This is a genomic window from Marixanthomonas ophiurae (assembly GCF_003413745.1).
Lineage (GTDB): Bacteria > Bacteroidota > Bacteroidia > Flavobacteriales > Flavobacteriaceae > Marixanthomonas > Marixanthomonas ophiurae.
Genome location: NZ_QVID01000002.1, coordinates 955,723 through 967,929 on the forward strand (window position 1 = coordinate 955,723; position 12,207 = coordinate 967,929).

The 12,207-nt window shown below is 33.3% G+C and carries 13 protein-coding genes and 1 rRNA gene; 6 read left to right on the plus strand and 8 right to left on the minus strand.

Annotated elements, in window-relative coordinates:
- Positions 1 to 195: 195 nt before the first annotated feature.
- The gene (locus tag DZ858_RS14675) at positions 196 to 909 is read left to right on the plus strand and encodes a LytR/AlgR family response regulator transcription factor (RefSeq protein ID WP_117160405.1); all 714 of its coding nucleotides are present in this window, start codon (positions 196 to 198) and stop codon (positions 907 to 909) included.
- On the opposite strand, the gene priA is transcribed toward DZ858_RS14675, so the two are convergent.
- The 4 genes from priA to nadC all read right to left on the minus strand — a co-directional run bounded on the left by priA (position 906) and on the right by nadC (position 5,657).
- A complete protein-coding gene (priA, locus tag DZ858_RS14680; RefSeq protein ID WP_158548378.1) occupies positions 906 to 3,353 on the minus strand; it encodes a replication restart helicase PriA in 2,448 nt (815 codons plus the stop codon). The two genes, DZ858_RS14675 and priA, sit on opposite strands and share 4 nt — an antisense overlap.
- Before the next feature lie 72 nt (positions 3,354 to 3,425).
- Positions 3,426 to 3,854 (minus strand): DUF2147 domain-containing protein, encoded by a 429-nt coding sequence (locus tag DZ858_RS14685; protein ID WP_117160407.1) that lies wholly within the window; start codon positions 3,852 to 3,854, stop codon positions 3,426 to 3,428.
- A gap of 4 nt (positions 3,855 to 3,858) precedes the next feature.
- Complete coding sequence (locus DZ858_RS14690) at positions 3,859 to 4,800, minus strand: YihY/virulence factor BrkB family protein (RefSeq protein WP_117160408.1); 942 nt, start codon at positions 4,798 to 4,800, stop codon at positions 3,859 to 3,861.
- Entirely contained in the window at positions 4,800 to 5,657 is an 858-nt protein-coding gene (gene nadC, locus DZ858_RS14695) for a carboxylating nicotinate-nucleotide diphosphorylase (RefSeq protein WP_117160409.1), read from the minus strand. The genes DZ858_RS14690 and nadC overlap by 1 nt, the downstream gene beginning before the upstream one ends.
- Before the next feature lie 112 nt (positions 5,658 to 5,769).
- Between nadC and DZ858_RS14700 the strand changes: the two genes are divergently transcribed.
- Positions 5,770 to 6,126: a hypothetical protein gene (locus DZ858_RS14700; protein ID WP_117160410.1), complete on the plus strand. Its 357-nt coding sequence runs from the start codon at positions 5,770 to 5,772 to the stop codon at positions 6,124 to 6,126.
- On the opposite strand, the gene DZ858_RS14705 is transcribed toward DZ858_RS14700, so the two are convergent.
- Positions 6,127 to 7,404 carry an NAD(P)/FAD-dependent oxidoreductase gene (locus tag DZ858_RS14705; protein WP_117160411.1) on the minus strand — a complete coding sequence of 426 codons (1,278 nt, stop codon included), beginning with the start codon at positions 7,402 to 7,404 and terminating at the stop codon, positions 6,127 to 6,129.
- A gap of 124 nt (positions 7,405 to 7,528) precedes the next feature.
- On the opposite strand from DZ858_RS14705, the gene DZ858_RS14710 reads away from it, so the two are divergent.
- Positions 7,529 to 8,023 carry an RNA polymerase sigma factor gene (locus DZ858_RS14710; RefSeq protein WP_117160412.1) on the plus strand — a complete coding sequence of 165 codons (495 nt, stop codon included), beginning with the start codon at positions 7,529 to 7,531 and terminating at the stop codon, positions 8,021 to 8,023.
- 12 nt (positions 8,024 to 8,035) lie between these two features.
- The gene (locus DZ858_RS14715) at positions 8,036 to 8,701 is read left to right on the plus strand and encodes a hypothetical protein (protein ID WP_117160413.1); all 666 of its coding nucleotides are present in this window, start codon (positions 8,036 to 8,038) and stop codon (positions 8,699 to 8,701) included.
- Positions 8,702 to 8,796: 95 nt separating this feature from the next.
- On the opposite strand, the gene DZ858_RS14720 is transcribed toward DZ858_RS14715, so the two are convergent.
- The gene (locus DZ858_RS14720; protein WP_117160457.1) at positions 8,797 to 9,954 is read right to left on the minus strand and encodes a THUMP domain-containing class I SAM-dependent RNA methyltransferase; all 1,158 of its coding nucleotides are present in this window, start codon (positions 9,952 to 9,954) and stop codon (positions 8,797 to 8,799) included.
- Between the two features lie 58 nt (positions 9,955 to 10,012).
- Between DZ858_RS14720 and DZ858_RS14725 the strand changes: the two genes are divergently transcribed.
- Positions 10,013 to 10,744, plus strand: coding sequence for a class I SAM-dependent methyltransferase (locus DZ858_RS14725; protein ID WP_117160414.1), 732 nt, complete (start codon positions 10,013 to 10,015; stop codon positions 10,742 to 10,744).
- Positions 10,744 to 11,412: a ZIP family metal transporter gene (locus DZ858_RS14730; protein ID WP_117160415.1), complete on the plus strand. Its 669-nt coding sequence runs from the start codon at positions 10,744 to 10,746 to the stop codon at positions 11,410 to 11,412. Before DZ858_RS14725 ends, DZ858_RS14730 begins: the two co-directional genes overlap by 1 nt.
- Here DZ858_RS14730 and trhA read toward each other — a convergent pair.
- A complete protein-coding gene (gene trhA / locus DZ858_RS14735) occupies positions 11,409 to 12,035 on the minus strand; it encodes a PAQR family membrane homeostasis protein TrhA (protein ID WP_117160416.1) in 627 nt (208 codons plus the stop codon). The genes DZ858_RS14730 and trhA overlap by 4 nt on opposite strands.
- Before the next feature lie 93 nt (positions 12,036 to 12,128).
- Positions 12,129 to 12,207 (minus strand): 5S ribosomal RNA (gene rrf / locus DZ858_RS15420); the annotation flags it as partial.

Below are 12,207 nucleotides of genomic sequence, written 5' to 3' on the forward strand. Positions count from 1 at the left end.
TGCCAAGAGCGTGCAAAAATACTGTTTTATTTATAATTATCAAACCAATTTTTTAAAACAATAAAAAAAACACATATAGGAAATTTCTTACGCAATAAGATAAACCCCTTTTTTTTTCGACAAAAGTTAAAAAAACTTGCCTTTCATCGATATTTTGAGTATAATTGTTGTACTAAACTATCTAACTTTTTACTTGTGGACAAGCCAATATTAAAATGTGTCATCGTAGATGACTCCACCTTACAACGTCTTTCTATTGTAAAACTAATAGAAAACCATCCTTCATTAGACCTTGTTGCTGAATATAACAATGCTATTGAGGCTAAAATGGGTCTTGCCACTACCGATATAGATCTTATTTTCTTAGATATCGAAATGCCTATTCTTTCTGGTTTTGATCTATTAGATGATCTTACTAAAAAGCCACAGATTATTTTTGTTACTGGTAAAACTAAATATGCCTTTAAAGCATTTGATTACGATGCCATAGATTATTTACGTAAGCCTATTTCCAAAGAACGATTTTTAAATGCCGTGCATAAGGCTATTACCAATTACAAGCTTAAAAATGATGATGGTTTTGATGACGAAGATTTCATTTTTGTAAAAAGTAATCTTAAAAAACGTAAAGTATTCCTTAATGAATTACGCTACATCGAAGCCCTTGGTGATTATGTGAAGTTAGTTACCGAACACGATGCTTTAGTAGTACTCTCTACTATGAAAGCCTTTGAAGCGTTATTACCAGAAGATCGTTTTCTACGTATTCACAAATCGTACATCGTTAACCTTGATAAAGTAGAACGTTATAACAGTAAAGTTATCGAGCTTGACAACCAGCAGCTTCCTCTTAGTCGTAACCGGAAATCTGATTTGGTAGAAGCGCTTTCTGCCTCTATGAAATCTTAATAATTATCTACATCTATTGTTAACCGAACACTGGAGAACTCCTTAATCGAGTTAAAACTTTGTTGTACCCTATTTATATACTCTTTTGTTTTTTCCAGCGATTGTTTCTTCGGAATTTTAATTAAAATATTACTTATATAGAAATTTCGAATTCTACTCACAGGAGGTGGCTCGGGCCCTAACACTTGCTCACCCAATTTATTTTCCAAAGCTTGACCAAACCATTTTGACGCTTTTTGCATTTTTTGAAGATTACGGTCTTTACAGGTGATTTTTATAGTCCTATAGTATGGAGGATATTTATATTGGTAGCGGTCTTCCAACTGCTCTTTATACATTCCTTCATAATCATTCGTACTTACTTGTTGTAATATTTGATGATACGGATTGTACGTTTGTATCAATACCTTTCCGCGTTTGCTGGTACGTCCTGCCCTACCCGATACTTGCTGCAATAACTGAAAACTGCGTTCGTGTGCCCTAAAATCGGGGAAGTTGAGTAGATTATCCGCATTCATAACACCAACTAAACTAATGTTTCTAAAATCTAATCCCTTGGCTAACATTTGTGTACCTACCAAAATATCAATTTCTTCATTTTCCAGTTTATCAATTAATTTAGCATACGCATGTTTGCCTCGTGTGGTATCCTGATCCATTCGAGCAATGGAATATTTTGGGAAAAGAGCTTTCAATTCTGTTTCAATTTGTTCGGTACCAAAACCTTTAGTGTCTAGTGTATCACTCCCGCACGCCATACAAGACAACTGCATAGCCATATGATAACCACAATAATGGCAACGTAATTCATTTTTATATTGATGAAACGTCAAACTCACATCACAGTTGGGGCATTGAGGTGACGTTCCACAAGTAGTGCATTCAACAATGGGGGAATAACCACGGCGGTTTTGAAATAATATCACTTGTTCCCCTAACTCCAACACTTCATTCATCTCTTCTAAAAGGCGATCACTAAAATGGCCTTTCATTCGTTTTTTTCTAGTCTTTTCTTTTATATCGACCAATTCAATTTCGGGCATGAGTACATCACCAAAACGGGTTGTTAAGTTTACAAGTCCGTATTTATTATTTACCGCATTGTAATAACTCTCAAGCGAAGGTGTTGCAGACCCCATCAAAGTTTTTGCGGTATGCAGATTTGCTAAAACCACCGCTGCATCTCGTGCTTGGTAGCGTGGCGATGGATTGTATTGTTTAAAAGAAGGCTCGTGTTCTTCATCGACTAAAATAAGTCCTAAGTTATTAAACGGTAAAAACAACGAAGATCGCGCACCAATTACTATTTGTGCTTTGGGTTTAGAGTACAGTACATTGTTCCAAACTTCTACCCGTTCGTTAACGGAGTATTTTGAATGATAAACCGCTACTTTAGCCCCAAAATAGTTCTGTAGTCTTGTAATTAATTGTGTTGTTAACGCAATTTCAGGAAGCATATACAACACCTGTTTTCCACTTTCAATAATTTCGGAAATAAGCCGAACGTACACTTCTGTTTTTCCACTAGAGGTTACACCATATAGTAATGTGACATCTTTTGTTTTAAAACTTTCTTTTATTTCGGAAAAAGCAATTTCTTGCGCTTCATTCAGTTTTTTTATATCTGAAGCTGCTTCGCCACTATACTGAACTCGATCTTTTTTTACGTAATACTCTTCTAGTATTTCCTTATCTACTAAAGATTTTATCACGCTTGAAGACGTATCACTTTGTTTTTGAAGCTGTTTTACGCTAATGGGTTTATTTGCTTGAGCCGAAAGCATAAACAAGTTTAGTAATACTTCTTTCTGTTTAGGGGCCCGTGATAGTGTTTCTAAGAGTGCTTTCAGGTTTTCTTCAGAAGCATATTGCGAAGTAAGTTTTACATATCGTTTCAGCTTAGGTCTGTACTGCTCATATACTTCTTCTTGAACTTGGATTATCTTTTTCTGAAGTAATTTTTCCAGTACCGCTACTACATTTTTCTTATCTAGTACAGAACGGATATCATTTATATGAAGTGATGATTGATGTTGTAATGCTTCAAATACTAAGAATTCTTCATCATCTAATTCTTCTTCGGAAACATTACTTTTTGATAAGGAAATAATCGTTTCACTCTCCAACAAAAAAGCACTGGGCAGCGCAGCACGAATTACTTCGCCCAATGTACACATATAATAGGAAGCCATCCACTCCCAATGTTTAACTTGAGTTTCTGTAATTACTGGCTCTTCATCTAAAATTCGATCTATTTCCTTGGTTTCATATCCAGAAGGAGCGGTTTTATGAACCTGATAAACAATTGCTGTGTATACTTTCGATTTTCCAAACGGTACAGCTACCCGCATACCCTGACGCAGGAAAGCAGCTTCGTCCATATTAACCTGGTAGGTGAATTTTTGTTTTAATGGAATTGGGAGGATGACGTCTATATAATACACAGATACTATTTTCAGAAAAAAATTAGTCCACTCAAATTTGAGTGGACTAAAGATACTATTTTAAATAAAAAATTATTTTACACGATGCCAATATTGTGTTCTTCCTAATAAAGAAAATCCTATATAACCTCGTACTTTAAGTTTATCAGTTTCTTCTAATTCTATATAGCATTTATATAATTTACCACTGCTAGGGTCTAGAATTTTTCCATCATTGTACTCATCACCATCCTTTTCAAGACCTTTTATAATAACCAATCCCATTATTGGTTTTCCTTTATCTGCTCCAGGACAATCTACACAAGTAGCGTCTTTTTTGTCTGCAGTAAGTATTTCAACTACTTTACCGTAAATTTTGCCATTTTCTTTGTAAACCTCGACAATGGATTTTGCTTCTCCAGTTTCATCGTCTATTGTTTTCCATTTTCCGGTTACATCTTGTGCTACTGCAGTAAGTATAGTAGTAGCTACTAAGGTCATTGTTAAAAATAATTTTTTCATTTTTTTAGGTATTAGTGTTATTGTTTTTATTTCTATCCTTCAATAATTGTAGGGATACATTTAATTCAAACCCCAATAATAGTAAGTTTGAATTTATCCAAATATAGAACAACATGATTAAAAGTGCCCCAAGTGATCCATATAATTCATTATAATTTGAAAAGTTATTAATATAAATACCAAATAAATAAGTAGTTACTAAAAATAAAATAGTTGTCAATAATGCTCCAAAAGAGAAAAAGTGGGACTCTTTACCTTGCTTAGTACCAAAATAGTATAATATTGATATAATGGTGTATATCATACTTATAAAAACAACCAATTGCATAATTGTAACTAAGTAAACATTGTTTTCAACATAGACTTTTCCTACCAATTCATTTATTAGATATTCGCCATATAAAATGACTCCTACTGTAGTTAACAATAACAATGCCAACAAAATAGCCACTCCAAAAGCTACAGCATATTGTCTAATGAAAGTTCGGTTTATAGTAACGTGCACGGAATATTCAAAAGCACTGAAAATAGCATTTACTCCATTAGCTGATAAAAATATCGCTAAAATAATAGAAAAGGAAAGCAGTCCTCCTCTTGGGTTTACAGCGATATCGGCAATTACTGGGTAAAACAAATCAGCGGTTTGCGGTGGTAATAACTCTTCAATAAATATTAAGAATTGCGTTAAAAAGCCATCTATAAAATCAAAGTATGGAATCAAGTTTAAGATAAATAATAAGAAAGGAAATATAGCTATAAAGAAACTATACGCAATGGAACTTGCTCGAGATGAAAAGGTTCCTTTTATAATTCCAGTACCATATATTTCTAGTAAATGATATAAAGAAAGACCATTGGTTCCTGGTATTTTAACCTTTTTGCACCATTTTGCCAAGGTACGTATAACTGGCAGCTTCTCTATATTAAACACTTCATCTTCAGACATTAAACTGCTTTTAAGCTTAAATCCATATTATAAACTGAATGTGTTAACGCGCCACTACTTATATAGTCTACCCCACATTCGGCGTATTTTCGAGCTGTTTCTAATGTTATACCGCCACTGGATTCAGTTAGGCAGGAATCGCCAATCATTTGAACCGCCTTTTTTGTATCACTATAATTAAAATTATCAATTAAAATTCGGTAAACACCCTTGTTTTCCAGTATCTCTTTAATTTCATCTAAGTTTCTTGCTTCTACAATTATCTTTAAATTTAAGTTATGATCTTTTAAATAGTTTTGTGTTTTTTCAATTGCTTTTGTTATTCCTCCACAAAAATCAATGTGGTTATCCTTTAGCATTATCATATCGTACAGGGCAAAACGGTGGTTTTCACCACCTCCTATTTTTACCGCCCATTTTTCTAGAGCGCGAATTCCTGGAGTGGTCTTACGAGTATCCAAGATTTGAGTGTTGGTTCCTTCTAAAAGCTCTACGTATTTATTTGTTTTAGTAGCTATTGCACTCATTCGTTGCATAGCGTTTAAAACCAATCGTTCAGACTTTAAAATAGATTGTGATAATCCTGATACGTAAAAACAAACATCTCCTTTTTTTACACGGCTCCCATCTTCTATTTTAATATCTATTTTCAAGCCGGTATCTACAAATTCAAAAACCTGCCGAGCAAAGTCTATTCCAGCTATAATACCATCATCCTTAACCAATAATTTGGCTTTTCCAGTTGCATCTTCAGGAATACAAGCTAGCGAACTGAAGTCGCCATCACCTACATCTTCCCGTATGGCATTGGTTATAATTAAGTTTATTTCTTTCTTGAATTGTTTTTCTGAAATCATTACAGTCAATTTTTAGCTAAAATACTAAAAACAGCCCTTATTTTCAGTATTAGTTGCACTTTGGAACACATTTTGATTTTTTCAGAAATAGAAACCATTTAAAAAATTTATTATGAAAACAGATTTATACACCAAAACCATCTTAACCATTATTGCAATTTGTCTCACTATCAATGTAGTTAAAGAATTTGAAATTATTCCAAAGGCATATGCTTCAAAAGATTCTATTGAAACATCTTCAGATTATAAATTAGTTCCTATTAGTGAAAACAACACCCTTGATGTTCGTATCGTTGATATTGACACTTACGATGAGCTTGACGTAAACCTAAAAAGCATAGATACCTATGACGAACTAAAAGTAAACATTAACAGCGTCGATAGCGATGAGGAGCTTAACGTGAATATTAACGAAATAGGAGGTCAATATGTTACTCACGGCGGACCTATTCCTGTTAAAACTAATTAATTAAACATCCTTTCTAAAAGGTCGAATAATCAATCTTGCTGCACGATCGTAACTAATATAACTGTATGTCCAATTAAAAAAAGTAACTACACGATTACGAAAACCCACCAAAAACCAAAGGTGGATAAACATCCATATAAACCATGCGATAAAACCACCTAAATGCATTTTTTTAATATCGACCACGGCTTTGTTTCGACCTACAGTTGCCATGGTACCTTTATCAAAGTATTTAAAAGGTTCTAATGGTTTATTGCGAAGTAGTTTTTTAAAGTTGTCACCTAGGTGTTTCCCTTGTTGAATAGCGGGTTGGGCAACTTGAGGATGTCCTTTAGGGTACGCTTCCGTTTCCATTAAGGCGATATCACCTAATGCAAAAATAGCATCGGTATCTTCAACTTTATTAAATTCGTTTACGTAATATCGGTTAATCTTTTTCATTAATGATGTTCCATCAATTCCTTTAATAGGATTTCCAGTAACTCCTGCAGCCCAAATAAACGCTTCGGTTTCAAAGCTTTTTTCACCTTTTGTGGTTACTATTTTTCCATCATAATCTTCAATCATCGTATTAAGATGAACGTGTACACCTAAGCGTTCTAAAGCTTTTTGCGCCAATCTAGAGGCCTCCTCACTCATTGGTGGTAACACTCGATCCATACCTTCCAATAAATGAACTTGCATTTCAGCTTCGTTCATTTCGGTATAATCATCTTCTAAAATTCCGTTTTTAAATTCTGCCAATGCCCCTGCAAGCTCTACTCCAGTTGGCCCAGCTCCTGCTATAACAAAATTTAAAAGCCGTTTTCGTTCTTCAGGATCTTCAGTCATATCAGCTTTTTCAATATTCTGAAGCATTAAACTCCGAATATTTAATGCCTGCGGGACTGTTTTCATCGGCATGCTGTTTTTCTCAATATTTTGATTCCCGAAGTAATTAGTTTTAGTTCCTGTAGCAATCACCAAATAATCATAGCTTAACTTTCCTATTGAAGTTTCAATTTCCTTTTCTTCTTTATTAATGTACTCTACTTCAGCTAAGCGAAAATGAAAATTTTTATTTTTTCTGAAGATTTTCCGAAGTGGATACGCTATCGAGTCTGGTTCCAATCCGGAGGTAGAAACTTGATACAATAATGGCTGAAAGGTGTGATAGTTATTTTTATCGAAAAGTACAATTTGTACGTTTTCATTTTTAATCTTTTTTATAAATGAAATTCCCGCAAATCCTCCGCCTATAACGACTACACGAGGTTTTTGGGTTTGTGGTATATTCATAGCTTTTTGTTGTACTATAAAGTTACTATTTGTTTAGTAGCCTTGCATAAAAAATAGTAATTTTTGTGATTATTGTAACAATCTTGTTTCTTACACTACTAATGAAACAGCTAACAGTATTGCATTGACGAAAGAACTCGAACATAGTTTTGTAACCCAACTGGAGGAAAACCAGAACATCGTGCATAAAATATGCAGATTATATACCAATGATCAAGATGCTCACAATGATTTGTTCCAGGAGATTACCATACAGTTATGGAAGGCATTTCCTAAATTTCGAGGAGATTCAAAGTTTAGTACATGGATGTATCGGGTTGCATTAAATACTGCTATTACTTTATATCGAAAAAAGAAACGCAGAATTGATACTGCAAGTTTTGAAAGCATCAGTTTTAAAATAAAAGCTGAACCCTATGATGATACCATTGAAGAGCAATTAAAATTAATGTACAGTGCGGTAAAAACTCTTAATGATATTGACAAGGCATTGGTGTTTTTGTATTTAGAAGATAAAAATTACAAGGAAATTTCTGAAACATTAGGTATTACCGAAGTGAACGCAAGGGTAAAAATGAACCGAATTAAAGGGAAGTTACGTAACATATTAAATCCATAGGAGGTTATACACATGGACGAACTAGAATTATTAAAAAAAGATTGGCAAAAAAGGGAGCAAGAGCTACCTAAGTTGTCATATAGTGATATTTACAAAATGTTGCTTAAAAAATCTTCTTCCATAGTGAAGTGGATTTTCTACATAAGTATTGTTGAAATTGTTCTTTGGACAGTTTTAGCATTGGTCACTCCTAATGTAAGTGAAAACTTTAAAATAAGTAACCAAATAAATGATGCCATGGGGCTTCATAATATATTAATTGCAATTAATATAATCAATTATTTAGTGTTTGGCCTTTTTATATATTTGTTCTATAAAAATCACCGAAATATTAAAATTACTGATTCAGTTAAAGAACTGATGAAGAATATTTTAAAAACTAGGAAAACGGTTAAGTACTTTGTTATATATAATGTGGGAGCAAACGCCTTGATTATGCTGGCAATCAATATTTATTATTATCTAAATAAGGATCATTTGTTCGCATTAATGAGTGAAAAATATGAAGGCTTTTCTAATATTTCTCAAGAAAGCTTTGCTTCTGTTTTCTTTTTGGCACAATTTGTTATCGGACTCCTCTTTATAGGGTTAATCATATTATTTTACCGAGTGGTCTATGGGATTTTACTAAGACGATTAAATAGAAACTATAAGGAGCTAAAAAAAATAGAAATGTAAAAATTATTGGCTATTGAAAACCAATGTGCCAAAAGCTTAACAATCTGCAAACCCCGTCCTTTCTAAGAAGAGGGTGATAAAAACTGAGAATTAAATTACTGTTTACTAGCTTTACGGCTTCCTTCGTACATTTCGTAACGAACTAAACGGCTTTCGAGTTTTCCATTATAAAGTTTTATCTTTTTTGAAGTTTTTAACCCTACATTTTTAAGCGCCTCCATGTTACTGGTAATCATCCAAGCCTGTGTGCCGGGGTAGCTTTGTTTTAAAGTATCACCAATTTGTTTGTAAAAAACATCAATGTCTGCTACTGATAAACGCTCATCATAGGGTGGGTTAAAAATCAAGTACATAGGTTTGTCAACCGGTTTTTCACTTTCAAAAAAGTCTTGTTGTTGTATTTCTATAAAATCTTGAAGGTTGGCATTGTTAATATTTTCTTTCGCTTTATTCAAAGTATAACCATCCTTATCTGAACCATAAATTTTAAAATGGAAGTCTTTTATTTTTTTAAGAGCTGCGTTTTCAATAACTTCAAATAAATTCACATCAAAATCAGGCCACGTTTCAAAACCAAATTCGTCCCTATTTAAGTTTGGAGGAATGTTACAAGCAATCATAGCGGCTTCGGCTAAGATAGTTCCGCTACCGCACATAGGATCCATAAGATTGCATTGTCCTTCCCAACCAGATAACATAATAATTCCTGCCGCTAACACTTCATTTATCGGAGCAAGACCAGTTTCTGTTTTATAACCACGCTTATGTAGTGATTGGCCACTACTATCCAATGAAACGGTACAAATATTACGGTCTATATGCACATTTATACGCAACGTAGGATGGTCTAAATCTACATCGGGTCTTACTCCCTCTTTATCCCTAAAACGATCTACAATAGCATCTTTGGTCTTCAAAGCTACATATTGTGAATGTGTAAATTGTTTAGAAAACACAGTAGCATCTACCGCAAGACTACCATTTGCTTCCATATAATCTTCCCATTCAATTTTATAAATACTTTTATATAAATCTTCTTCGGTAAACACATTAAAAGCAGTAATAGGTTTTAAAATTTTAATAGCTGTTCGGCAGCATAAATTTGCTTTATACATAAAACCGGTATCTCCTTCAAAAGCAACGTTTCGGGTTCCTTTTTCAATACCAGAAGCTCCTAATTGTCGAAGTTCTTTAGCTAATAAATCTTCTAATCCAAATAAGGTCTTGGCAACCATTTTAAAATTACTTTCCATAATGTATGTTACAATTTGATACAAAATTACAGTATTTTTGCAGGGCAAAACCCACTTCATGCAAAAAGAAACAGATACCTGGTACACTTCCTGGTTTGATACACCGTTTTATCACATATTATATAAGGATCGAGATTATGAAGAAGCTGGTTTTTTTATGAAAAAACTTACCTCTTTTTTAAATCTTTCTGAAAAATCAAAAATATTAGACCTTGCTTGTGGAAAAGGTCGTCATGCTAAATACCTTAACAAAATAGGATATGATGTTACTGGAGTAGATTTATCTGCTTCGAGTATCGAATATGCTAAACAGTATGAAACTAAAAATCTTCATTTTGAAGTACACGATATGTGCCTTCCCTATCCTGACAAGTTTGATGCGGTTTTCAATTTATTCACTAGCTTCGGTTATTTTGAAAAAGAAAATGATAACCTTCGAACCATAAAATCTATTAAAGAAGAGCTTAAGCCCAATGGTTATGGAGTTATTGATTTTTTAAATACAGATTATGTTTTAAATAACTTAGTCCCTTCTGAAGTTAAAACTGTTGATGGAATTGATTTCTACATCCATCGGTATCTCGACGACGGCTATATCTTTAAAGACATTCGATTTACATATGAAAATGAAAGATACTTCTATACGGAACGAGTAAGAGCGCTAACATTAGAAGATTTTAAAAATTATTTTTTTGAAGCAGGGGTGAAATTAGTGAATTGTTTTGGCGACTACCATTTAAATAAATTTGATAAAAATAAATCTGAACGATTAATACTTATTTTTAATTGATGAATTATCTACTACTTTTTCTAGCTGTAGCATTAGGGTATGGAGTTGCTCTATTTTTAAAAACAAAAAAAATAAAGCAGATATCTTTATATCTTGCTTTTAGTGGAGCTTTTTTATTAGCTATAACTGTTTTTGAACTCTTACCCGAAGTATTTGAAACCCCTTCAAAATCCATTGGCATCTTTATAATGGTAGGGATTTTACTTCAAATCTTCTTAGAATTTTTCTCTAAAGGAGCAGAACATGGTCACGTTCACCTGCATGCCGACACAAAAGATTTCCCTTGGCTATTATTTATTAGTCTTTCAATACATGCATTGTTGGAAGGTTTTCCTATTTCCGAAGAAAATAATCTATTAATTGGAGTTATCGTTCACAAGATACCTGTTGCAATAATTTTGTCATTCTTTTTTATAAAAGCTGGATACTCTAGAATTATTACGGTTTTGTTTTTGTTCCTTTTTGCTTTAATGACTCCTATTGGTAGTTTTATTTCTGAAAATAGCGTCTATATTGATACATATCATACCGAAATAACTGCTGTGGTCATTGGAGTATTTTTGCACGTTTCAACTACTATTCTTTTTGAAAGTTCAAGTAACCATAAGTTTGATTTATCTAAAATGATTGCTGTTGTAGTTGCTATTCTATTGGCATACTTTCTTTAAATTACTTCTAAGAAAATGAATAAATAGTGTAATATACTTCCAGTAAGTACAAAAACATGCCAGATTACGTGGCTGTATTTAATTTTATCTAGCGAGTAAAAAATAATACCAATGGTATAAGCTGCGCCTCCCCCCATTAATAATAGTAACCCTGTTTCGTCTACAGCAGATTTCAAAGCTGAAAAATCAAAGACGATTAACCAGCCCATGGCTAAATACAACAGTGTGGAAAAAAGTTCAAATTTTCCTGTAAAAAAAACTTTTAAAATTGTTCCTACAAGTGCTATGCTCCAAACACTCCAAAACAATATCCATCCTAAACTATCTGGCAGCACTATTAAAACTACTGGAGAATATGTCCCCGCGATTAATAAATAGATGCTTATATGATCTAGCTTTCTATATAAAAATTTTCTAGTAATATCTTTTTCATAATGATAGATTGTTGAAGCAAAGTAAAGTGCTGCTAAGGAAAATCCATATAATGAAATTCCCAGAATACCTTGCCAGCTTTCGTAAGTATGAAAGATAAAAAGAAGGATAAAACCCACTAAGCTCAATACGAAACCTATTCCATGTGTGAGTACATTTAACTGTTCTTCTTTTTGGGTTTGTATTCTCATATCAATTTCAAAATTAGGTAAATTTTTAAAACTAATAGACTTAGTTTTTGCGCATAAAAAAACCCCCTCATCGGTATGATGAGGGGGTTTATAAGAAGGCGGCGACCTACTCTCCCACGGTGTAGTACCATCGGCGCAAACGGGCTTAACTACTCTGTTCGGAATGGTAAGA

Bases quoted from the DNA above. Each gene is read 5' to 3' on its own strand.
- DZ858_RS14685 (WP_117160407.1), bottom strand. From the start codon at position 3,854: ATGAAAAAATTATTTTTAACAATGACCTTAGTAGCTACTACTATACTT.
- DZ858_RS14690 (WP_117160408.1), bottom strand. From the start codon at position 4,800: ATGTCTGAAGATGAAGTGTTTAATATAGAGAAGCTGCCAGTTATACGT.
- nadC (WP_117160409.1), bottom strand. From the start codon at position 5,657: ATGATTTCAGAAAAACAATTCAAGAAAGAAATAAACTTAATTATAACC.
- DZ858_RS14700 (WP_117160410.1), top strand. From the start codon at position 5,770: ATGAAAACAGATTTATACACCAAAACCATCTTAACCATTATTGCAATT.
- DZ858_RS14705 (WP_117160411.1), bottom strand. From the start codon at position 7,404: ATGAATATACCACAAACCCAAAAACCTCGTGTAGTCGTTATAGGCGGA.
- DZ858_RS14715 (WP_117160413.1), top strand. From the start codon at position 8,036: ATGGACGAACTAGAATTATTAAAAAAAGATTGGCAAAAAAGGGAGCAA.
- DZ858_RS14720 (WP_117160457.1), bottom strand. From the start codon at position 9,954: ATGGAAAGTAATTTTAAAATGGTTGCCAAGACCTTATTTGGATTAGAA.
- DZ858_RS14725 (WP_117160414.1), top strand. From the start codon at position 10,013: ATGCAAAAAGAAACAGATACCTGGTACACTTCCTGGTTTGATACACCG.
- DZ858_RS14730 (WP_117160415.1), top strand. From the start codon at position 10,744: ATGAATTATCTACTACTTTTTCTAGCTGTAGCATTAGGGTATGGAGTT.
- trhA (WP_117160416.1), bottom strand. From the start codon at position 12,035: ATGAGAATACAAACCCAAAAAGAAGAACAGTTAAATGTACTCACACAT.